This window comes from Psychrobacillus sp. OK028 (assembly GCF_900103605.1).
Taxonomy (GTDB): Bacteria; Bacillota; Bacilli; order Bacillales_A; family Planococcaceae; genus Psychrobacillus.
In genome coordinates, this window is record NZ_FNHY01000007.1 from 112,723 (window position 1) to 134,577 (window position 21,855).

A 21,855-nucleotide genomic window follows, 5' to 3' on the forward strand; every position below is an offset into this window, starting at 1 on the left:
ATGGATGAGATACAAATTGTTATTAAAAAAATTTAACCATTTCCGTGATCCCATATTGTTTAAAATTGATTTATTTAATTGAACTGGTGTATATTGCAGAACTTTATAGAATCAGCTGCTTAAAGAAATTCTAAGAGGTAGAGTAAATATGAACATCTCTTTTAGTTAAAATAAGCAACTAGTAGATGTGAAAGAAATTCAGCAACGATTAGGCCCATACCGATATTAATACCACTATGAACATTTATGCACATATGACAAAAATATGGCAAAAAAGGCCTCCCAACAGTTTAGCCAACTGATGAAAGACCTTCTCTAAAATGAGTTATATGCATTTTTTTCGCCACTGACGTGGTCTAGCGTAATGATTTGAACAGAAAATCCCTTAATTACAAAGGGTTTTATGTCCTTTTTACATCATGCCGCCCATACCACCCATGTCAGGCATACCCATGCCGCCGCCTGCTGGTTCTGGAATGTCTGCTACTACTGCTTCTGTCGTTAAGAATAATGCAGCTACAGATGCAGCGTTTTGAAGTGCTGAACGAGTTACTTTAGTTGGATCTACGATACCTGCTTCGATCATGTTCACCCATTCACCTGTTGCAGCGTTGAAACCGATACCGATTTCTTCGCGTTTTAGACGATCTACCACGATAGATCCTTCAAGACCTGCGTTGTTAGCGATTTGACGAACTGGTTCTTCTAATGCACGAAGTACAATTTTCAGACCTGTTGCTACGTCGCCTTCTTTTGTTTCTGCTAATTCTGCCACTTTGTTGTATACATTTACTAGTGCAGTACCACCACCAGCTACAATACCTTCTTCAACAGCTGCACGAGTTGCGTTTAGAGCATCTTCAATGCGAAGTTTGCGTTCTTTTAGTTCTGTTTCTGTTGCTGCTCCGACTTTCACTACAGCAACACCACCAGCTAATTTAGCAAGGCGTTCTTGTAGTTTTTCTTTATCGAATTCAGATGTTGTATCTTCTAATTGAGCACGGATTTGTGTTACACGACCAGCGATGCGATCAGATTCTCCGTTACCCTCTACGATTGTCGTATTGTCTTTAGATACAACAACTTTAGATGCGCGACCTAATTGTGTAATATTAGCAGATTTTAAGTCTAGGCCTAAATCTTCTGTAATTACTTCAGCGCCAGTTAGAACTGCGATATCTTCTAACATTGCTTTACGACGGTCCCCGAATCCTGGAGCTTTAACAGCTACAGCATTGAACGTTCCACGTAATTTGTTTAATACAAGAGTAGCTAAAGCTTCCCCTTCTACGTCCTCAGAGATTAGTAAAAGTGGTTTCCCTTGTTGTACTACTTGCTCAAGCACAGGAAGGATTTCTTGAATGCTTGTGATTTTTTTATCTGTAATTAAAATATATGGATTGTCTAAAATAGCTTCCATTTTATCAGAATCTGTCACCATATACGGAGATGCATATCCACGGTCAAATTGCATACCTTCTACTACATCAAGCTCCGTTGTGAACCCTTTAGATTCTTCAATTGTAATAACTCCGTCGTTACCAACACGTTCCATAGCTTCAGCGATTAAATCACCAACTTCAGAATCTCCTGAAGAAATAGCTGCAACCTGAGCAATAGACTCTTTACCTTCGATTTGTTTCGAAATTGCTTTTAGCTCTGTAACTGCTGCAGCAACAGCAAGGTCGATCCCTTTACGGATTCCTACTGGGTTTGCACCCGCTGTTACGTTTTTCAATCCTTCACGAATCATCGATTGTGCTAGAACAGTAGCAGTAGTTGTACCATCACCAGCGATATCGTTTGTTTTAGAAGCAACCTCTGCTACTAATTTTGCACCCATATTTTCAAATGCATCTTCCAATTCGATATCTTTTGCAATCGTTACACCGTCATTTGTAATTAGTGGAGAACCAAATTTTTTCTCCAGAACTACGTTACGTCCTTTTGGTCCAAGTGTTACTTTAACAGCATCTGCAAGTTTATCTACTCCGCGTAGCATAGCGCTACGAGCGTCTTCACTGAATTTAATTTCTTTAGCCATGTGTTAGTTACCTCCTGAATATATTTTTCAAAGTTTATTAGCCAATTACAGCTAGAACATCGCTTTCGCGTAAAATTAAATAGTCATTGTTGTCATATTTCACTTCTGTGCCTGAATATTTAGAGAAGATGATACGGTCTCCCTCTTTTACGTCAAGTTCAACGCGAGTGCCGTTTTCAAGTACTCGTCCAGTACCTATAGCAACAACATTTCCTTCTTGCGGTTTTTCTTTAGCAGAGTCTGGAAGTACGATGCCAGATGCTGTTTTTTCCTCAGCTTCGATTAATTCGATTATGATACGATCACCTAATGGTCTTAACAAGTGAAACTACCTCCCTAAAATAGTAAAATGTAATATTATTAGCACTCTTACTCTTCGAGTGCTAACACACTTATAATAATAATTAATCACAGAACATTTTGCAAGTGAGAAGGTATCTTTTTCTTTTATTTCCTATTTCCGATACAATAAAGCTATACTTCCTGTTGACCCGAGGCTCACAGGATATGAGTCACATAGATGAAGCCATACGACGTGGCATTTTTCGTCTATGTTCTACGTCGGCGTTTTACAAGCTCTTTGCCCCACACTTTCCTGGATTTTCTCAGAAAAAATTTGACGTAGGGTTATTACAGTCTGTTAAACCAGGATAAAAGAAAAAGGTACAAATAGAAAGGACTAAAACTGTTCATGAAACAACAAAAAACCGGTATTTATATTTTAATCGTTTACTGCATTATGCAGTTATCTGGAGCAGTGCTGATGCCAATCCTGCCGTTCCTTTATAATTTTTTTGAAACAAGAGGTGTGGAAGATCCTGCACTTAATATTTCTGGGTGGTGGGTATTTCTTAGCATGGCAATTGCCACGTTAATCACCCTACTAATAATCCGAAAAGACAATACTTACTTAAAACCGTTAAAAGGAAAATCAACTCCCACTCTACAAACAATTGGTTGGGGAATAGTCGGGTTTTTCCTTGTCCTTTTTGGACAGGGGTTTGCTGCAAGCATTGAGCTAAAGTTTGGTGTGGATCCTGGCTCAGAAAATACAACCCAGTTCATCGAAATCGCCCAAGCCGTACCATTTGCTATATTTTCAATTGTCATTTTTGCTCCTATCTTAGAAGAGCTCATATTCCGACGCATCATTTTCGGAACACTACTTCCAAAAACAAATTTCTTTGTAGCTGCTTCTGTCAGTGCTATTGTGTTCGCAATAATTCACTTTGACTTTACGCACATCCTACTATATGCAGTATCTGGATTTATATTCTCCTTTATTTATTACAAGACGAAGCGAATCATTGCATCTATTATCTCTCATATGCTATTAAATGGTTTTGTTGTACTTGTTCAATTTTATGGGGAAGACATTCAGAAATTTTTTGAACAATACTCCAATATGCAGATAATACTTTTTCCTTAATAAAAGCCTTTGACCATCTAGAAATGTGGTCAAAGGCTTTTTACATTATTCAGCATGTTCGTTTCTTATTAAATAGATAAGGGTTTGTAGTTCGACAGAAAGATCGATTGTATGCACGCGGATAGAGTCTTTTGTTTGGATACGAATTGGCGTAAAGTTTAATATTCCTTTAATAGATGAAGACTCTAGCTGATCGGCAACTTGCTGTGCAGATCGACTTGGCAAAGTGAAAATAACTAGTTCAATTCCAAATTCCTCTAGCTTTTCAAGCATCACGCTGGAATGATACACCGGAATATCACTTATAGTTGTACCCTCAACTGGTGCCTTAGTATCAAATGCAACGACAATTTTAGTGTTGTGGTTTTTTTGGAAATTGTACTTTAGAAAAGCATTTCCCAAACTACCAACACCAATAAGAGCCACATTTGCAGCCTCATCCTGATCGAGTGTTTTACGGAAAAACTCAAGCAGCGTTGGAACGTCATAACCGTACCCCTTTTTCCCTAGCGCACCAAAATGAGAGAAATCTCTTCTAATAGTTGCAGAATCAATTTTCATCGCTTCACTAAGTTCCTGGGAGGAAACTCGTTTATGTCCAGCATTATGAAAGCTTTGTAAAAATCTATAATATAATGGAAGTCTTTTTGTAGTTGCTTGAGGAATTCTCGGTAATTCAGGTTTCATAAAAATCCTCCTAGTTTAGTCAAACAAATCGTTTTTATCTTACTAGACATTTCTATCATTGTAAAGCTATGGCGTTGCAACAACAAGCCCTATCTATTACACTTAGGATAGAATTGAGGTGCGAATAATTGTGATTGTTTTACAAGTCAATCAAATAACAAAATCCTTTAACGGTGAAGATATATTAACTAATGTAAAGCTAGAGGTTCAGGACCGAGACCGGGTTGCCCTTGTAGGTAGAAACGGCGCTGGAAAGTCTACTTTACTTAAAATAATAGCAGGTGAAATGTCATACGATTCTGGCGAAATCATTATGCCCAAAAATATTCGTCTTGGTTATTTAGAGCAGCATGCAGGACTCGAATCCAAGCTGACCATCTGGGAGGAAATGAAGAAGATTTTTAGTCATCTAATTAACTCTGAAAAAGAGCTTCGTGCCTTAGAATCACAGATGGCAGACCCTGTTATATATGAAGATGCGGAAGCTTATGCACGAGTAGCAGCAACGTATGATGAATTACAGTTAGCCTTTAATGAAGCTGGTGGTTATCGCTTCGAATCAGATATCCGCTCTATCTTACACGGGATGCAGTTTTTCCCGGATGATTACGACAAGCCTGTCCAAGCATTATCGGGAGGACAAAAAACGAGATTAGCACTTGCAAAGATGCTATTAAGTAAGCCAGACTTACTGATTCTCGATGAGCCTACCAACCATTTGGACATTCAAACGTTAAGCTTTTTAGAAAACTATTTAAAAAATTATAATGGCGCAGTGCTTATCGTCTCGCATGACCGATACTTTTTAGATCAGGTAGTCAACTTTGTGTACGAGGTATCTCGTCATAATGTAGCAAGATACGTTGGCAACTACAGCTCCTACTTAACGCAAAAAGCAAAAAACTACGAGTTAGATAGAAAGAAATATGAAAAACAGCAAGAGGAAAAAGCGAAGCTAGAGGATTTTGTTAGTAAAAATCTCGCTCGTGCCTCTACTACTAAAATGGCTCAATCTAGACGTAAGGTTATCGAAAAAACCGATTGGATGGAGTCCCCAGACGGCGATGAGAAATCGGCCTCATTCGGATTTACGATTGAACGGCCTAGTGGCAATGACGTATTGCGCCTTGAGGAAATCGCAGTCGGTTATCCAAACAAGACCGTTTCCTCTAATATATCGTTCTCTGTATACAAGCAGGATCGAATCGCACTTGTTGGACCAAACGGGGTCGGAAAATCTACTTTACTAAAGACCATTATGAAACAGTTGGATGCTGCTGGAGGTAAAATTCAGTACGGAACGAATGTCCAATTCGGTTACTATGACCAGGAACAAGCTGCTTTAACTGGCAACAAAACTGCCCTTCAAGAACTATGGGACGAGTGGCCATTGATGAATGAAAGAGATGTCCGTACTGTATTAGGTCGGTTCTTGTTTACAGGAGACGATGTACAAAAAACGGTATCAACATTATCTGGTGGTGAAAAAGCAAGACTCGCACTTGCGAAGCTAATGCTTTTAAAAGCGAACACTCTTGTACTTGATGAGCCTACTAACCATTTAGACTTAGATAGTAAAGAGGTTCTCGAAAATGCCTTACTCGATTTTCCTGGAACAATTATATTCGTCTCCCATGACCGTTACTTCATTAACCGAATTGCAACCAAGGTAATTGAATTAGCAAGCGATGATGCAACACTATTCCTTGGAGATTACGACTATTATTTAGAGAAAAAAGAAGAAATGGAAGAGCTCGCTTTAGAAAATACCGTCGTTGAAAATACGGTAGTGACGAAAGTGAACACATCTACTATTGATAAAGAAGCCAAGAAAAAAGAACGCCAGCTTCGACGCCAGCTAGAGGAATTAGAAAGTAAAATTCCAACGATTGATGCAGAAATTGCTACGATTGAAGAAAAGCTATGTGACCCTGCAATTTTCCAAGATCACGAAGCTGTTCAACAGCTACAGCGTGAATTGGATGAATGGAAAGAAAAACAAGATGAATTGTCCAATGAATGGTTAGAATTACAGGAACAACTAGAAGAAATAGCACCTTAAAGAAAAAAGGTAGTGAAACCAATTTAATGGCTTCACTGCCTTTTGTTTACCTTTTTTTGAGTCGAAGTCTACATAGTTCTTATTAGTTAGAATTAGTATATTCGTTTCTATTTAAAGTTGATTCATTTATCCATAAATCTAAGGAATTCTTTGAAAAGATAAACTCTCCATATACTTTTGAATAAGGGAGCATCATACCTGAATATGATCCAAAATTATTCAAATGTAATTTTTCCCGTATAATAATTTCCTTTATTGATTTTTCACTAATTCCCAGATAATCAGCTGCTTCCGAAATTGATAAGACTTCTTCAACAGGTTGGTAATTCACCTCTTCAACCGCCGAGTTCTGTAGATGCATAATCGCATTTCCTATCCAAAAGCCACTGAATGCAATTGAAATAGCTAAAATTACGATAGAATATTCCCTTTTCATAGTTCACTTCCCCTTGATGAATGTTCATAGAAAATACTTTTCTGTTAAAATCGTGAATCGATTAATTGCCCCTTGAAGAATCGGCAAGACCACGACCAATTACATTAGCAGAGACAGGTTTCTCTCCTAATTCCCTTGCCCAAATAGATAATTGTCCGATATGGTGTATTTCATGGGCAATTACATGTCGAATAACTTCGCCCCATGTTTCCTGTTCAATTCTCCCATCTGATAACGTATCGTAAAGTATGCTATTTTCCATGGTATCATTCCAGTCGTTCACAAAGGCTTGGACTTCCAATCGAAATTCAGCATCTAATTTCCGTACTTTTTCAAGCGTCTTATAATTTTCAAACTTCTCCTGAAAGTCGGGCTTACCTTGCAAAATGCGAATCCAACTCCATTCAACATCAACTATATGAAATAATGTTTCGAGAATACTTCCTACTCCCCCTGTGCGCCTACATAACAGATCTTCTTCACTTAATTTCTCACACAACTGATACCATTCTTCCCTAACCAACCAATTATACTGAAAAAACATTTTCACTAAGTTTCCTCCCAAATAATTGAAAAATAATCTTCTACCTTATTTTTATTTTCTTTGATCACATTTTCTAACTTATTACTAGAATTCTACAATTTCAGCATTAATCCTTCTTACGTTTTAATCCTTTATTTACTGTTATGTCGAATCGTATACATATATGTTGGTCAAGTACTTTTTCACAGAAATTTTTCTCCACATATTTATTCACATAAAAAAACTAGTTATATCAATCTATCAACAGGTTTATCCACACTGTCCACATTTTATAAAAGGAGTTATACACAATAGTGTGTATAAAAATGATACTATATATAGTTTATCGTTAAGTTATGCACACGTTATCCACAAATTGTGCATAAGTACGAATGTTCTCTATTGACAACTTCTAAATTACATGATAAAAAATCCTCTTTTCTTGTCGAAGAAAAGAGGATTTCATTTAGTTCCAACTATTTAATTCTAGACCAGGTCTACCATTCATCGACATATTACTTCTATGTCCTGCTGAAAACTTCGAATTTCCTGCGGCTGCAATCATGGCAGCATTGTCGGTACATAACTTGATGGGTGGTACATAAAAAGGAATATTTTCTTTTGTAAAAGCTTCCTCTAGTGAACTACGAAGTCCCTTGTTGGCAGCAACTCCTCCTGCAGCAATGACTTGCTTCACGTTGAATTCACGTGCTGCACGAACAGTTTTTGCTGTTAAAACTTCAACTACACTTTGCTGGAATCCTGCAGCTAGATGGTTAGGATTAATTTTTTCTCCTCGCTGCTCGGCATTATGCTGATAATTGATCACCGCTGATTTTAATCCGCTGAAGCTAAAATCATAGGACCCTTCTTCCAACCATGCCCTAGGGAATTGCAATGCTTCATCACTTTCGTTAGCAAGCTTATCGATATGTGGTCCCCCTGGATAAGGGAGATTCAATACTCGTGCTACTTTATCATACGCTTCACCCGCAGCATCATCTCTAGTTTCACCGATTAACTCAAATATACCGTCTTCTTTCATTAGCACAAGCTCGGTATGTCCACCAGACACGACTAACGCTAGCAGTGGAAATTCCATCTTCTGCACTAATCCATTTGCATAAATATGTCCTGCGATATGATGTACGCCAACTAGTGGAAGTCCATGTGCAAAAGCGAATGCTTTCGCTGCATTTATCCCTATTAAAAGAGCTCCTACTAATCCTGGACCTTCTGTTACTGCCACTGCATCAATATCCTGAGGTGTCATACCCGCCTGTTTTAATGCCTCTTCGATGACAATCGTAATTTGCTCCACATGATGTCTCGACGCAATTTCTGGCACTACTCCACCAAATCGTTTATGACTTTCGATTTGTGAGGCAACCACATTGGAGATAATCTCTTGTCCATTTTTCACAATCGATGCCGCTGTCTCATCACAGCTAGTTTCTATTCCTAATATATATTGATCTTTTATCATTTAAATTCCACCCACATCACAAGTGCATCCTCTCCGGTGTCTGAATAATAGTTTTTCCGTATGCCTCCGTCTTGGAAGTTAAGTTTATGATATAAGTTCTTCGCTACATCATTTGATACTCTAACTTCTAGTGTCATGAGTACGACACCCTGCTCTGTTACAACACGGATAGCTTCACGCATTAGACCCTCGCCAATTTTGTTTCCGCGCATTCGCTCAGCTACTGCCACATTAGTAATATGACTTTCATCCATCACTACCCACATACCACAGTAACCAATTATTTCTTTAGCCTCTGTTTCTGCCACAAGATAATGCGAATATAAATTCGTCGTCATTTCATGCTCAAAGGCTTCCCTCGTCCACGGTGTATCGAAAGCTTCCTGTTCGATCAATAGTACTTGCTCGATATCTTCTAGCGTCATTTTTCGATAAGTTATATTAGTTTCCATTTTTCTTCTGCTCTTTCATCCAGTTTGCCTCTGCTTCGGTAATTCTTAAATACTCTGGCACGACTGTATGCACTTCAGAAGGCTCCATTTTTTTCGCCATTTCTATTAAAACAGCAGCATTTGGTAAATCGAAAGCCGCATTAACCCGTTGAACCTTATCTCCAAGCACTTCTTTTATTTGCTCCCAGTGAATTGAAACGTCCAACCCGACAAATAAAACAGGCTGCTCCAAGTTATCTAAAGTCGTCAGTAAATCTACTAACGACATATGCGCCTCTTTTACTACTTCACCGTTACTATAAATTCCTGCAAATACATTGCCACGTCGTGCATCCATAATAGAACACACAACTCCTTGGAAATATGGTGCATTCTCTGCAAGTGAATGTAAACTCGATACTGAATAAATTGGTACATTTAATGTCCAAGCGAGCGTTTTTCCTATCGTTACTCCAATTCGGACTCCTGTATAAGAACCGGGTCCTTTCGCTACAGCAATTGCATCTATTTCATTCGGTTTGATATTTGCCTTTGCCATTAATTCTTCAATCGCTGGCATCGTACCAATCGAATGAGTAATTTTCATCGATGATTGAAACGAAGCAAGTACCTGCTCATCCTTTACAATAGCTACCGCAAGCGGTGTATGTGATGTATCTATTCCTAACCAAATCATTCAAAAAGCTCCTCACATAATTGTTCATATCGTTCGCCAAAAGGCATAAACGTAAATTTTCGAGCATCCTCATCTAGACGGAGAATTTGAATCGCCAGTCGTTCCGTTGGCAGATCTTCTTCTATTAAATGGGCCCATTCAATGATGCTGACCGCATCCCCGTAAAATAGCTCGTCCCAGCCCAGATCTTCATCACTATCAGCTAGTCGGTAGACGTCTAAATGATTTAACGGTAACCTGCCCTCATATTGCTTTAATATAGTAAACGTTGGACTGTTCACGTTGCGTGTAATTCCCAATCCCTTCGCCACACTTTTGGTGAATGTCGTTTTACCTGCTCCTAAATCACCTTCTAGCGTCAGTACATCACCGCCATGTAGTAAAGCTGCTAATTGCTCAGCAAGAGCCTTTGTTTCTTGCTCCGAATTAATCAATCGTTCATATTTCATCGGTCGCTTTCCTTTCCAGTTACATCTCTAATGCTTCTATTATAATGAAATACAGCGAATATTGTAAGTGTAGGGTCTTTCGTTCACTTTCAACAATAAAAAAACCATTTCGCAGCTTGTGCAAAATGATTTCTTGTCTTTTATTGGCCATTACTTTCAATTATATTACTAAACTGCTCAACAGAAATGTATCTATCGGCATTCCTAATGCATGACTCCTTAATGGTTTAGGCATGAAGAGTAGTATCCCTGATTTTGATAACGATATAATTACTAAGTTTACTTTGACTACTATTTTTATCTACGCGTTAAGCTATGCTTAATCTTATAGTTGAGTGCTACTCATTATATTGATTGGAGTGCAGGGTGGCGACTTCAGCGGGATGAGTGAGACAGATGAGATATCACAGCGACGCGTCAGCGACGGTGATAGCTCATCGCTCACCCCGCGAAACGCGTCCACCTGTAACGGAAATCAGTAGTATTATTTATTCTAAAAACTATCTTAATCAAGTGTTCACTGGAACTATTATTAACTTTCTTGGTCTTTCACTTATTGGACTAATCGAACGATTTTCTCTACAGCTTTTTCTCCAGCCGCAGTCCATTTATTTTGGTTTGCAATATGACCGTCCTTATCAACCGGATCTTGGAATTGATTGAAGCCTGTGGATGTGAGAAGCGAATGCTCATCATCGTCTAAGCCGATATTAACAACATGCTTGATGACATAGGGTGTTTGAAACTTAATTTGCGCATCGTAGTTATCTAGCTCTCCCTCCACCACTTCGAATGGAAGTCGCAAGTAGATTGTTTCCCCTTCATTTCGCCATAATACATTATCAAAACTGCCTTTATGGTAATCCCAATTTCCACCTATTGTATAGCCTAGGCTATCAATTCGACTTCTTAAATCTCCAAAACCAATTTCCTTTCCTTCCAGTTCCGTTTGCAACTGTAGCAAATGAATTCACCCCTTGTTCGTATTTTCCTTTTATCTTTTCCAAGAATCGGTTGAAAAATACTAGCCTCTCATCAATCGGTCAACTAGTTTTTTGAAGAAACCGTCCTCAATCTCCATTTCCTCTACTTTTTGTACTATTAAATCCGAAAGCATTTCATATGCAGGCTTACCAAAATGCAAACCATCGTTCTTCTCACCGACCAAAAGCTCCTTATAGTTTGGAAGCGAATATATAATATGAAATAAATCGATAAAATGACTCCCAGTCTCTTTCGCTACCTCTTGAACAGCTAGTGCATATTGCTCCATACGTTCATTCGTTCTATTCGGTTGAAGAGCCTCATCTACAGGTGCAGGACTGATCAATATCGTCTTTTCTGGACCAATTTGCTTTGCAAATAATGATATATTACGTTTAAACGTTTCTAAATCTACAAATTTATGCGTTGCGGAATCATTTGCGCCAAATAGTACAGTCACCGCATCGGGCCGCTTCGATAATACGTCTCTATTAAAACGAAACATCGCCTGTTCTGTAGTATTACCAGAAACTCCTGCATTGATAAATTTATAATTAGGCATTTTTGAACCTAATTTATGCGTTAAAATTGGTGTCGAGTAGCCTTCCTTTCTAGCTGTTATACTATCCCCGAAACAAATTATTTCCAACATTTAACAAAACCCCTTTTAATAATATGTAATATAATTGAAACGCACTATAAGTTTATATTTACCCAAAAACGGATAAACAAACATTGATATTATGTTTTGGAGGAAGTTTTATGGCTAATAAACGATTAACATGGGTTGACGTAACAAAAGGATTCTTAATGATTTTAGTAGTAATCGGACATTATCCAGGTGAATTGAATTTCCCATTCATCACTTATATATACTGGTTCCATATGCCAGCTTTTTTCTTATTGAGCGGATTATTTTTCAAAGAATTAAAAGAAGATCAAGACACAAAGGCCTCTGTTAAAAAAAGGTTCTTACAGCTGATGGTACCGTACTTGTTTTTCCTAACAGCTATAACAACTGTTCGTTATGGAATGGAGCTAGCGGGAGGAAACTTTGACTTATCCTGGTACTTACAGGATTTATGGAAATTAGTCATCGCAGGTCGTTTCGCACGTGGCGCGTATGGGGTTTTCTGGTTCGTTACGACATTATTCTTTACATATTTATTATTCATGATGATGACAAAATATTTAAGTAGAATAAAGCAAATTGGATTACTTATCATCTTCTATATAATTGCTCATTTAGAAAGTATTTTCGCTATGCAATATATTAGCGGTGCTCCAGACGAAGCATCTCAAACAATTCCTATGCTCTGGAATCTAGATGTCGTGCTAATGGCAATCGTCTATTTCGCTCTTGGCTATTACGCTAAATCGATTTGGATGAACATTACCAGACCATGGCTGATAGGAGCTGTTATCGTTGCCGTTACTGCAATAATAACCGATAAACTTGGACTTATTGATTATCATCTAAGTATGAAGTTTCTGCGATACGATCATTTACTGCTCGACTTAATCATTCCGATTGCATTTATAATCGTTATTCTTGGTCTATTCCAAAGAATTACTGCTATTCTATCGCTAGATTGGTTGGCAAAAATTGAGAAGCACTCAATTGCCATTATGTATTTGCATATTTTCACCGATATTATCCTGAACGATTATTTCCAATACGGCATTATTGGCTTCACGACGTTAGGGTTATTCATACCAATTATAGCGTCCATCGTCATTCAAAAAATGATACCATACGGAAAATTCTTTTTAGGAGATATACGTGCAAAGAAACCGATTCAAATCTAATAAAAGCCCTAACCGAGAAATGATTATGCTCGGCTAGGGCTTTTTTGCAGTAGTAAAATCGCAACAACAAATAAAATAGAACATTAGTTCTTATTATGTTATAATAAATTGACAATTACATAGCAGGGTGGGCGGTTGGTCACTTTTCCTTTAGGAGGTGTTGCCATGACAACATACCAGATGATGAGTTTGTTGATCCAGCTTAGCGCTGTAATGATAGCCACCTTTTCCATAGTAGTGACCATTATTATTTTCTTTGTAAAAAAGAAATAACCGTCCCCTGAGCTAAAGGTTTGACGGTTATTCTGACCTTGGACCAACCGCTCTTTCTGCGGTCTGTAATTGCTGACTGGATATTCGCGTATCCAGTCTCTATAGCCTATGTTTCTATGTTCATTATATACAGATTGACTAGCGCATTCAACCTATATGAGCATTCCAACTTTTGACTTAGTGAAACACGATCGTCTTGTTCCCTTCCACTATAATACGATTTTCTAAATGCCACTTTACTGCCTTTGCTAATACTCGACGTTCAATGGTGCGACCAATTTTCTTTAACTCCACAATGTTGTCACGATGGTCCACCCGCTCCACATCCTGTTCAATAATAGGGCCTTCATCTAAATTATTCGTTACATAATGGGAAGTAGCCCCAATTAGCTTTACTCCTCGCGCGTATGCACGCTCGTAAGGACCAGCTCCGATAAATGCCGGTAGGAAGGAATGGTGGATATTGATAATGCGATTTTCAAAATGGTCCACAAAATCTGGTGTTAGTATTTGCATGTAGCGAGCAAGAATTAGTAAATCTACATTGTATTCATCCATTAGTCGAATTTGTTCAGCTTCCACTTGTTTCCGAATTTCTTTGTTTGCTGGGATAAAATAATATGGAATGCCTAAAGCTTCAACAAATGGTCGCGCGTCTTCATGGTTACTGATGACTACCACAATATCAGTATCCAAATCCCCATTTTGCCACTCCCATAAAAGCTCCATTAAGCAGTGCGGTTCCTTTGAAACAAATATGGCTGAACGTGTTCGCTCCTGCGGATAATGAAAGCTAAATTCCATATTATGCACTGCAGCAATTTGTTCAAAATTCTTTTCCATTTGAATAGCTTTATCGCGTAATCCCTCACAGTGAAAAGCAATTCGGATAAAGAATGTTCCATTCTCTGGATTACTAGAATATTGGCTAGACTCAATTATATTGGAATGATGTGTATGCAAAAAGGTTGATAGTATAGAAACAATTCCTGGTTTATCAGGACACTTTACTAGCAGACGACCTCGGTTTTCTATATAAGCATCTTGCTGTTGATTAACTTGAGTATTTATAGACATATAAACAGCTCCCATTATAAATCTTAATTTTCTTATTATGCAATATTCTGTCCCTCTTCTCAACCCTTTAGTAAATTAAATGAGTAAAGTGTTTAAAATACAAAAAAATCCAGATCAACATATATTGCTGACCTGAATTTTTTGTTTAGTTAATTACTCTAAGTTTCACTTCTTTGACTCCCCAAGCAATTGCATTGTCATAGGAAGGGATGAAAACATCAATCTTATTTCCTTTAATAGCTCCCCCCGTATCACCAGCTATCGCTTCACCATAGCCCTCCACCCACACTCTTGTGCCTAATGGAATGACTCGTGGATCTACGGCTATTACTTTTTGATTGGGGTTGGCTCGCAGATCAATTCCGTAAGCGGTCGTTCCCGAGCACCCCGTACAATAAGCTGTATATGCCGTAGCGGTAACAATCATTTCTTTTCCATAGCTTGTCGGCTCTTCATTAGATTTCGACACGGTTATCTTAGGTGCTTCAGATGCTTCGGTAGGTGGGGAGCTTCTAGCTACAGTAGATGCAGCTGCTACCTTATAAACTGTTTCAGGGATTCCCTCCCCACTAATATTTAGTACATCGCCGGGGAAGATCAGATCCCCCTGAATATTATTCCATTTCATCAGCGATTCCAATGAAACGTTATGCTTTAAAGCAATACGAAAAAGATTGTCGCCTTTTTCTACCGTGTATGTCGTAGGCTTATCTAGAAAATCATAAGCTACTTCTAAATCCAAAGCATCGTTAAAAAAAATAGAATCTGTCTCGCTGCCTGACGCACTTGTGGCGACTAAGAATGGCTCAGCAGCATACGTTACCGAACTCATAGAGAAAGTAACGATTAAAAAGATTAACAACGTTTTTGCTTTCAATACTAAATCCTCCTTACAAGTAATCTTTCAATCACTTTTAAATTTGACTCAGTATTGCCCAAAAACTTTCAAAAACAAACATTCTAATTAAATAAAAAGAAACCATCCTCCCAAACAAGTAAAATCTGTTTGGAAAAATGGCGTTCATGATACATAATTTACCACTGAAAATCACTCTAAAATTTTCAGTGTTATCTCTTGTCTGCCCCACTCTATAGCCCCATCATAAGTAGGAATGAATACGTCAATTCGATTCCCCTTTATAGCGCCACCTGTATCTCCAGCAATCGCCTCTCCATAGCCCTCCACCCATACTTTCGTACCAAGTGGAATTACAGTCGGATCTACTGCAATAACTTTTTCCTCTGGATTAGATCTTAGGTCGATACCATAAGCAGTTATTCCAATACAGCCATAACAATAAGCAGTATAAGCAGTTGCCTCTACGGTCATTTCTTTACCTGGTCCTTCTGGAGGTATAGAATCTGGATGCTTAACTATCTCCGTATCACTACTAAACCTTAACTGGTCTTTTGGATAAATTACGTGATCGGTCAATCCATTCAATTCCATGAGCAACTCAACCGAAATATTATTAGCAGCTGCAATATCGTGTAAGTTGTCCCCTTCTATAACGGTATGTATAGTTTTTTCAGGAAGTACTGGTGAATCTTCCCCTACTGCAAGTAAGTCTTTCATATATTCATCTGGTAAACTCAATTGGTCCACTAGCGGTTCCTCCGCACTTGCTGCAGAAAAGGTCATACTTATGAATAATAATGTTAAAAAAGTCATTTTAATTTTCAATGTTCTACCTCCAAAATACATTTTCCATAACCCCTTATATGTAATGCCCGAAAAAAGATAAAACAAACCTTTTTGCATTTAACGTGAGTATGTGCACTGTTTTAAAGTGCTTTTAAACCCATTTTTTATACAAGTATTTTTATGGAAGAATCTATTTAGAGAGTAATTCCAGGAAATAATAAAGTCGCAAGTCGAATCCTTTGAATTACTTTTAGTAACCTCTTATACTAACTAAGTGCTGTAGAAAAATCCTTACATATAATTAAAACCTGCAGTCACATACTAACTGTATTAAATAGAATTTGGAGGTTACATATCATGAAAGTAGTAGCAATCGTAGGAAGTATTCGAAAAGAATCATATAATTTACAACTAGCAAAACACATTCAAGCACGTTATGCAGACAAATTTGAGCTAGAAATCCTAGACTTAAAATCAATTCCAATGTATAACCAAGATATCGAGCTAGATGCACCTCAGGAAGTATTAGATTTCAAAGCAAAAGTGAAAGCAGCAGATGCTGTCCTTTGGGTTACACCAGAATATAACTCTACAATTCCTGGAGTTTTAGGAAATGCAATCGACTGGATTAGTCGCGTAGACAAAGTTATGCACGGAAAACCTTCTATGATTATGGGAGCTTCTATGGGTGCTCTAGGTACTGCAAAAGCGCAAATGCACTTACGTGATATTTTATTTGCTAGTGGTTTAAATTCACCTTTACTACCGATGAACGAAGTGTACGTTGGCGCAGCGCATACTAAGTTTAATGGAAATGGTGAATTAACAGATCAACCAACAATTGAATTTTTAGATACAGTAATTGCTAACTTCCAAGAGTGGATGAGAAATTACTTATAATATAGACAAAAACACCTCTTCTTGTGGAAGAGGTGTTTACTTATTTTAGTGCAGTCTATCCTTTACTTTCTCGCGTAATGCTTCACTTTTTCACGATCAATTTCCATACCAAAACCATGTCCAGTCGGAATTACCACTTCAAAGTTTTCGTACTTCATTTCATTCACTGTAATATTATCCTTGAACAACAAAGGACCAAATATCTCTGTACCGAATTTCATCTCTGGAATAGTTGCGTAAAGCTGCGCACAAATAGCTGTTCCTAAACTAGATTCGATCATCGTGCCACCATACAAGCCTAATCCAGCAGCTTCTGCAATGCCGGCTACTTTTTTAGTTTGGGTTAATCCCCCAGCTTTACACGGCTTGAGTGCGATACAATTTCCAGCACGGTGCTTTGCGATTTGGAATACGTCCTGGACACTATTTGCAGCTTCATCTGCCATAATTGGCACTTTGAATCTGCTAGTTAGTCTAGACATTCCTTCATAATTCCATGTAGGAAGTGGCTGTTCTATAAGTGAAACGCCACCGTCTTCTAAAGCGGCAATACAGTAATTCGCAGTATCTTCATCCCACCCCTGATTAACATCTACTGTAATACGAGCCTGGTCACCGATTGCAGCCTTAATCTTACGAACATGCTCCACATTTTTATATGGGTCGCCCATACCTATTTTCAATTTGAAAATGTTATGGCGCTTTTGCTTCAAAAATTCCTGTGCTTCTTCAATATCCGTTTCTGTTTTTCCACTTGCGAGCGTCCAAGCAATTGGCAAGGAGGTATGGATTTGTCCTCCAAATAATTCGAATGCTGGAACCCCTTTACTTCTTGCAGCCAAATCGATAATTGCTGCTTCCACTACCGTTTTCGCAAAATTATTCCCTCGAACTAGCTTCGATACTTCATACATAATTCGGTCGAAGTGAACTGGATCCTTCCCTATGATTAAAGGTGTAATATACGTATCAATATTCGCTTTAATCGCTTCGGGTGTCGATTCCCCATAAGAGGCTCCACCAATCGTCGCTACCTCTGACCAACCTTCTCGTCCTTCTTCATCTGTCACACAGCCAACGACAACAGATTGGGAAACGATTGTATGCATCGCCAACTGGTGAGGACGAATTGTCGGTAAATCTAAAATATATACATCAAATGAACGTATTTTCATGTTCAACACTCCTTATTTTCTCAATAAAATTAGGCTTTTTTTACACACACTTCCTAAATTACGTTATTAATTATTTTAACGCATCTGGATATTCGAATTGATTGATGCCAAATACTAACGGAAGTACGAAATACACGAACAACACAATTAAAGTAAAAGCTAGAACCGTAAGTCCTGTGCCTTTTCGAAGCATATCCATCATTGTTATTTTACCAGTAGCAAAAATTATTGCATTTGACGGTGTACCAATAGGTAACATGAATGCAAATCCAGCACCCATAGCTACTGCAGTCATAAGTGGTAAAGGATGCACGTCAACAGCCAAAGCTAATGCAGCTGTAATCGGAAGAAGAATAGTCACAGTGGCTGTATTTGGTGTCATTTGGGTCATACCAATACCTAATAACGTAGTAACAGCAAGGATTAAGATATACGAAGTTCCTTCAAGCAATAACAATTGGCTACCGATCCAGCTCGCAAGATCCGTTCCATTAAAGCCTGCAGCAAGCGCAAGTCCACCACCTACCAAAAGTAGAACGCCCCAAGGCATATTTTTCAGTGAATCACCTCCGAGGAGACGCTCACCAGGTTTATTTGGAGATGGGATCAGATGCAGTAGTACAGTAGCTACCATGGCAATCATCGTGTCACTCAGTCCCGGAATGATATCACTCCAAAGGAATGTTCTTGTCATCCACATAAAAGCAGTGACACAAAAAATAGCTAGTACAACTTTCTCTTCATAAGACCATTTCCCAAGTTCTTTTTGTCGTTCCAAAACAAACTGACGACCATTTTTTATTTTTTTTACCTTCATCGGATAAGCGATTTTAGTAATATAAAAGATGGAGAACAGCATTAACAATGTGATTAAAGGAAATGCGAAAATAAAGAACTGCGCAAAGCTGATTTCAATACCTAACAGTTCATTCGCAAGACCCGCTAATACAAGGTTCGTTGGAGTCCCAATTAATGTAGCACTTCCTCCAATTGTTCCACCAAAACCGATTGCAAAGATTATTGATTTTGTAAATTTTGTTTCTTCATCCATCGTATGGACATTATCTTCTTTCATAAGTGTTACAACTTTAGCAATAATAGCTGTACCAATTGGAAGCATTAGCATAACTGTTGCCATATTTGATACCCACATCGATATGAAACCCGTTGCCAGCATAAATCCAAGTACTAGTCCTGATGTACTTGTTCCCACCATGCTAAGAACCGAAATGGCAATACGCTCATGGAGATTCCATCTTTCCAGTGCTAATGCAAGTGCAAACCCTCCTATGAATAAGAAGATGAGAGAATTCCCATAACTAGATGCTGCCACACTTTCTGGAAGTGCCTCCATCAATGGAAGTAAAACAAGCGGCATTAGCGACGTAATTCCTAGGGGAATTGACTCTAAGATCCACCATACTGCCATCCATACTGTCACTGCGAGCACAGCTCGTCCTTCTTCACTAAGTCCTGGTAGAGGCAATAAATACAACGTCAATAGAAATAGGAGTGGTCCTAAAAAGAGTCCTACTAATTGAGTGGTGCTATAAGAATTCTTTCGTTTATTTTTTACTTTAGAATTAGTTGTCGTTTTTTCAACGGGTATATCACCAACGGCTACCCCAGCATTGCTGTGATTTCGTAGACTAGCCATTGTAACTAAATCTTTTGTTTGTTTATGCGAATTCCACATACTCTTGTTTAATTTCTTGAATACGTTTTTCATATTTTCCGCCTCCCATTCAATCCTTTGTATTTCTATCAATCTCTTGAAGTTTTTTGAAAAAAGTCTAACAAATATCGAATATACTTACGCTACTCAAAAAAACATTATGTAGTGATTTGAATAAGATAAGAGTAAAGTCCGCTACTATTTAAGATTCTAAAAATATAAATAGCTGCCAAGATTACTCGACAGCTAAAGTGTACAAGGATTATTCGGCTCTCATAACAAAGTTCAACGAAGCTTCTTTGTGATCGCCTTTATCAATTAGTTTAGTTGTAAGAGATGAACGAACACCACTCGCAACATCTGTTTCTAACCATTTATCACCTTCAAAAAACACTTGTGTGATCAATGTTTCGTGACCTTCGTGCTCAAACTTAATATGAATATGCGCTGGACGGTATGCATGGTATCCCGCTGCAAATGTAAATTCTCCAGTTGGGCCATTAGTTGGAATTTGGTATGGAATCGGAACAATTGACTCTACTTCGAAATCTCCATTTTCATCTGTGTAAAATTGACCACGTAGATTGAAGTCGGGTGCAGTAGAATCATAGTTTGAGTACAGTCCATCTGCATCATCTTGCCACCACTCTACTTTTGTCTTACCGATGGGACCATTAACAGAGCTTACATTACCGAAGAATTTCAGTTTGTCCCCAGGCTCATTTTCACGTTGTGGTATGACAACTTTAGATCCCTCTAGTAAAGGAGAATTCTCTTCGTAGTAAGGTCCTAATAACGATGGCTCTGTACCTGGAGAGTTTTTATATTTTGCCTCTAATACATAGCTTTCTACGAATACATCTAGGAACAAAGGAATTTCTCCGCTTCTTCCTAAGCGATCCGCCCAATGTACAAAATTTGTATACTCTTCATGATTGAATTGTTGCTCATCCAAGAAAGCTTTCATATGTTTCACAAAACCTTCGTACGCTTCTAATACACGTTTGTTCGCTACATTTGTTTCTACTGTCATTTTCATGTCCCCCTCAAATTTGATGAATAATAACTTCCTAACCCAATTTGTAAACGCATACATTTCATTCTAAAAAATATAAACCTATCAAATTTCATGAAAATATTACTTGCTAAAAGAAATTAATTTATGTACGATATACGTACACAATTCCTTTATTCGTACAAATTCATCTTAACAAGGGGGTAATATTTTTGTCAACAGAAAAATTAGATAATTTCAAAGAGTCAGGAGATTATATTCAATCACTAGATCGAGGACTCCAGGTAATTCAAGCCTTCTCCCAAAATAACAAAACTCTAACGATTAGCGATGTTTCTAAAATTACTGGTCTTAGTAGACCGACTGCTCGCAGAATTTTACTGACACTAGAACATCTTGGTTTTGCGGAAGCAAATAATGGGCTATTCTCCCTTACCGCTCGCACACTTTCACTTGGCTATGCGTATTTATCGTCTAATAACAAATGGAGTATCGCACACCCATTCATGCGAGACTTTGTCCACAAAACTGGAGAATCCTGCTCCATTTCGATATTAGATGGCACAGACATTATTTACGTGGCACGTGTATCCACCAAGCGTATTATGTCCATCAACCTAGATGTCGGATCGAAATTACCAGCGTATGCAACATCTATGGGACATGTATTACTTGCTAATTTATCGCAAGAAAAGTTGGAAAAATACCTTAACAATTTACATCTCAAAAAATTTACAGATAAAACAATTGTCGATAAAGACCAATTACGTATGACATTAGAAGAAGTTCGTGCTAATAACTGGGGAGGCGTCGACCAACAGTTTGAAGAAGGTCTTCGTTCGATTGCAACTCCAATTCGAGATATTAATGGCAAAGTAATTGCAGCCATCAACTGCTCCGCACATGCGGGAAGAATATCAAAAGAAGTACTTATAAAAGAATTTCTCCCCATACTACAAGAAAATGCTTCGAGGATTAGCGAAGCAATGAATATTGTTAATAGTTCTAACAACTAAAAAATAGCAACCAGCTAATTTGAAGTAAGAAATTTCTTTCAC

The 21,855-nt window shown here is 38.1% G+C and carries 22 protein-coding genes; 5 read left to right on the forward strand and 17 right to left on the reverse strand.

Annotated features, from left to right (window positions below; genetic code table 11):
* Window positions 1–412: 412 nt before the first annotated feature.
* Entirely contained in the window at window positions 413–2,044 is a 1,632-nt protein-coding gene (gene groL / locus BLR36_RS12835; protein ID WP_093062145.1) for a chaperonin GroEL, read from the reverse strand.
* A gap of 37 nt (window positions 2,045–2,081) precedes the next feature.
* Window positions 2,082–2,366: a co-chaperone GroES gene (gene groES / locus BLR36_RS12840; RefSeq protein WP_093062146.1), complete on the reverse strand. Its 285-nt coding sequence runs from the start codon at window positions 2,364–2,366 to the stop codon at window positions 2,082–2,084.
* Between the two features lie 369 nt (window positions 2,367–2,735).
* On the opposite strand from groES, the gene BLR36_RS12845 reads away from it, so the two are divergent.
* Window positions 2,736–3,473, forward strand: a complete 738-nt coding sequence (locus BLR36_RS12845; RefSeq protein WP_093062147.1) for a CPBP family intramembrane glutamic endopeptidase — start codon at window positions 2,736–2,738, stop codon at window positions 3,471–3,473.
* A gap of 45 nt (window positions 3,474–3,518) precedes the next feature.
* Here BLR36_RS12845 and BLR36_RS12850 read toward each other — a convergent pair whose 3' ends face one another.
* A complete protein-coding gene (locus BLR36_RS12850) occupies window positions 3,519–4,160 on the reverse strand; it encodes a redox-sensing transcriptional repressor Rex (protein ID WP_093062148.1) in 642 nt (213 codons plus the stop codon).
* Between the two features lie 130 nt (window positions 4,161–4,290).
* On the opposite strand from BLR36_RS12850, the gene BLR36_RS12855 reads away from it, so the two are divergent.
* Window positions 4,291–6,222, forward strand: a complete 1,932-nt coding sequence (locus tag BLR36_RS12855; protein ID WP_093062149.1) for an ABC-F family ATP-binding cassette domain-containing protein — start codon at window positions 4,291–4,293, stop codon at window positions 6,220–6,222.
* 82 nt (window positions 6,223–6,304) lie between these two features.
* Here BLR36_RS12855 and BLR36_RS12860 read toward each other — a convergent pair whose 3' ends face one another.
* From BLR36_RS12860 to BLR36_RS12895, 8 genes are all read right to left on the reverse strand, one after another.
* Window positions 6,305–6,658 carry a helix-turn-helix domain-containing protein gene (locus tag BLR36_RS12860; RefSeq protein ID WP_093062150.1) on the reverse strand — a complete coding sequence of 118 codons (354 nt, stop codon included), beginning with the start codon at window positions 6,656–6,658 and terminating at the stop codon, window positions 6,305–6,307.
* A 61-nt stretch (window positions 6,659–6,719) separates the two neighbouring features.
* Window positions 6,720–7,208 carry a DinB family protein gene (locus tag BLR36_RS12865; protein ID WP_093062151.1) on the reverse strand — a complete coding sequence of 163 codons (489 nt, stop codon included), beginning with the start codon at window positions 7,206–7,208 and terminating at the stop codon, window positions 6,720–6,722.
* Window positions 7,209–7,647: 439 nt separating this feature from the next.
* Complete coding sequence (gene tsaD / locus BLR36_RS12870; protein WP_093062152.1) at window positions 7,648–8,667, reverse strand: tRNA (adenosine(37)-N6)-threonylcarbamoyltransferase complex transferase subunit TsaD; 1,020 nt, start codon at window positions 8,665–8,667, stop codon at window positions 7,648–7,650.
* Window positions 8,664–9,119, reverse strand: coding sequence for a ribosomal protein S18-alanine N-acetyltransferase (rimI, locus tag BLR36_RS12875; RefSeq protein ID WP_093062153.1), 456 nt, complete (start codon window positions 9,117–9,119; stop codon window positions 8,664–8,666). The genes tsaD and rimI overlap by 4 nt, the downstream gene beginning before the upstream one ends.
* Window positions 9,109–9,795, reverse strand: a complete 687-nt coding sequence (gene tsaB, locus BLR36_RS12880) for a tRNA (adenosine(37)-N6)-threonylcarbamoyltransferase complex dimerization subunit type 1 TsaB (RefSeq protein ID WP_093062154.1) — start codon at window positions 9,793–9,795, stop codon at window positions 9,109–9,111. Before tsaB ends, rimI begins: the two co-directional genes overlap by 11 nt.
* Window positions 9,792–10,244 (reverse strand): tRNA (adenosine(37)-N6)-threonylcarbamoyltransferase complex ATPase subunit type 1 TsaE, encoded by a 453-nt coding sequence (gene tsaE / locus BLR36_RS12885; RefSeq protein ID WP_093062155.1) that lies wholly within the window; start codon window positions 10,242–10,244, stop codon window positions 9,792–9,794. The genes tsaB and tsaE overlap by 4 nt, the downstream gene beginning before the upstream one ends.
* 553 nt (window positions 10,245–10,797) lie before the next feature.
* Complete coding sequence (locus BLR36_RS12890; protein WP_093062156.1) at window positions 10,798–11,208, reverse strand: YugN family protein; 411 nt, start codon at window positions 11,206–11,208, stop codon at window positions 10,798–10,800.
* A 60-nt stretch (window positions 11,209–11,268) separates the two neighbouring features.
* Complete coding sequence (locus BLR36_RS12895; protein ID WP_093062157.1) at window positions 11,269–11,880, reverse strand: GDSL-type esterase/lipase family protein; 612 nt, start codon at window positions 11,878–11,880, stop codon at window positions 11,269–11,271.
* Between the two features lie 110 nt (window positions 11,881–11,990).
* Between BLR36_RS12895 and BLR36_RS12900 the strand changes: the two genes are divergently transcribed.
* Window positions 11,991–13,037, forward strand: coding sequence for an acyltransferase family protein (locus tag BLR36_RS12900; protein WP_093062158.1), 1,047 nt, complete (start codon window positions 11,991–11,993; stop codon window positions 13,035–13,037).
* Window positions 13,038–13,487: 450 nt separating this feature from the next.
* Here BLR36_RS12900 and purU read toward each other — a convergent pair whose 3' ends face one another.
* The 3 genes from purU to BLR36_RS19170 form a co-directional block, all read right to left on the reverse strand.
* Window positions 13,488–14,387 (reverse strand): formyltetrahydrofolate deformylase, encoded by a 900-nt coding sequence (gene purU, locus BLR36_RS12905; RefSeq protein ID WP_093062159.1) that lies wholly within the window; start codon window positions 14,385–14,387, stop codon window positions 13,488–13,490.
* Between the two features lie 145 nt (window positions 14,388–14,532).
* On the reverse strand, window positions 14,533–15,264 hold the full coding sequence (locus BLR36_RS12910) for a 3D domain-containing protein (protein WP_254771410.1): 732 nt from the start codon (window positions 15,262–15,264) through the stop codon (window positions 14,533–14,535).
* Window positions 15,265–15,435: 171 nt separating this feature from the next.
* Complete coding sequence (locus BLR36_RS19170; RefSeq protein ID WP_305775341.1) at window positions 15,436–16,071, reverse strand: 3D domain-containing protein; 636 nt, start codon at window positions 16,069–16,071, stop codon at window positions 15,436–15,438.
* 318 nt (window positions 16,072–16,389) lie between these two features.
* Here BLR36_RS19170 and BLR36_RS12920 point away from each other — a divergent pair, with 318 nt between their 5' ends.
* A complete protein-coding gene (locus BLR36_RS12920; protein ID WP_093062161.1) occupies window positions 16,390–16,932 on the forward strand; it encodes an NADPH-dependent FMN reductase in 543 nt (180 codons plus the stop codon).
* 62 nt (window positions 16,933–16,994) lie between these two features.
* Here the strand turns inward: BLR36_RS12920 and BLR36_RS12925 are convergent, their stop codons facing one another.
* The 3 genes from BLR36_RS12925 to BLR36_RS12935 all read right to left on the reverse strand — a co-directional run bounded on the left by BLR36_RS12925 (window position 16,995) and on the right by BLR36_RS12935 (window position 20,815).
* Complete coding sequence (locus BLR36_RS12925) at window positions 16,995–18,107, reverse strand: muconate cycloisomerase family protein (RefSeq protein ID WP_093062162.1); 1,113 nt, start codon at window positions 18,105–18,107, stop codon at window positions 16,995–16,997.
* A 70-nt stretch (window positions 18,108–18,177) separates the two neighbouring features.
* Entirely contained in the window at window positions 18,178–19,836 is a 1,659-nt protein-coding gene (locus BLR36_RS12930; RefSeq protein ID WP_093062163.1) for an SLC13 family permease, read from the reverse strand.
* Between the two features lie 208 nt (window positions 19,837–20,044).
* Window positions 20,045–20,815 carry a dioxygenase family protein gene (locus tag BLR36_RS12935; RefSeq protein ID WP_254771411.1) on the reverse strand — a complete coding sequence of 257 codons (771 nt, stop codon included), beginning with the start codon at window positions 20,813–20,815 and terminating at the stop codon, window positions 20,045–20,047.
* 194 nt (window positions 20,816–21,009) lie between these two features.
* On the opposite strand from BLR36_RS12935, the gene BLR36_RS12940 reads away from it, so the two are divergent.
* Window positions 21,010–21,813 (forward strand): IclR family transcriptional regulator, encoded by an 804-nt coding sequence (locus tag BLR36_RS12940; protein WP_093062165.1) that lies wholly within the window; start codon window positions 21,010–21,012, stop codon window positions 21,811–21,813.
* The last annotated feature ends 42 nt before the right edge of the window (window positions 21,814–21,855 follow it).

What these genes read in the sequence shown, in the direction of transcription:
- groL (WP_093062145.1), bottom strand. Translation starts at nt 2,044, where the DNA reads ATGGCTAAAGAAATTAAATTCAGTGAAGACGCTCGTAGCGCTATGCTA.
- BLR36_RS12900 (WP_093062158.1), top strand. Translation starts at nt 11,991, where the DNA reads ATGGCTAATAAACGATTAACATGGGTTGACGTAACAAAAGGATTCTTA.
- tsaD (WP_093062152.1), bottom strand. Translation starts at nt 8,667, where the DNA reads ATGATAAAAGATCAATATATATTAGGAATAGAAACTAGCTGTGATGAG.
- BLR36_RS12920 (WP_093062161.1), top strand. Translation starts at nt 16,390, where the DNA reads ATGAAAGTAGTAGCAATCGTAGGAAGTATTCGAAAAGAATCATATAAT.
- tsaE (WP_093062155.1), bottom strand. Translation starts at nt 10,244, where the DNA reads ATGAAATATGAACGATTGATTAATTCGGAGCAAGAAACAAAGGCTCTT.
- BLR36_RS12850 (WP_093062148.1), bottom strand. Translation starts at nt 4,160, where the DNA reads ATGAAACCTGAATTACCGAGAATTCCTCAAGCAACTACAAAAAGACTT.
- BLR36_RS12860 (WP_093062150.1), bottom strand. Translation starts at nt 6,658, where the DNA reads ATGAAAAGGGAATATTCTATCGTAATTTTAGCTATTTCAATTGCATTC.
- purU (WP_093062159.1), bottom strand. Translation starts at nt 14,387, where the DNA reads ATGTCTATAAATACTCAAGTTAATCAACAGCAAGATGCTTATATAGAA.
- rimI (WP_093062153.1), bottom strand. Translation starts at nt 9,119, where the DNA reads ATGGAAACTAATATAACTTATCGAAAAATGACGCTAGAAGATATCGAG.
- tsaB (WP_093062154.1), bottom strand. Translation starts at nt 9,795, where the DNA reads ATGATTTGGTTAGGAATAGATACATCACATACACCGCTTGCGGTAGCT.
- BLR36_RS12895 (WP_093062157.1), bottom strand. Translation starts at nt 11,880, where the DNA reads ATGTTGGAAATAATTTGTTTCGGGGATAGTATAACAGCTAGAAAGGAA.
- BLR36_RS12930 (WP_093062163.1), bottom strand. Translation starts at nt 19,836, where the DNA reads ATGAAAAACGTATTCAAGAAATTAAACAAGAGTATGTGGAATTCGCAT.
- BLR36_RS12935 (WP_254771411.1), bottom strand. Translation starts at nt 20,815, where the DNA reads ATGACAGTAGAAACAAATGTAGCGAACAAACGTGTATTAGAAGCGTAC.
- BLR36_RS12845 (WP_093062147.1), top strand. Translation starts at nt 2,736, where the DNA reads ATGAAACAACAAAAAACCGGTATTTATATTTTAATCGTTTACTGCATT.
- BLR36_RS12925 (WP_093062162.1), bottom strand. Translation starts at nt 18,107, where the DNA reads ATGAAAATACGTTCATTTGATGTATATATTTTAGATTTACCGACAATT.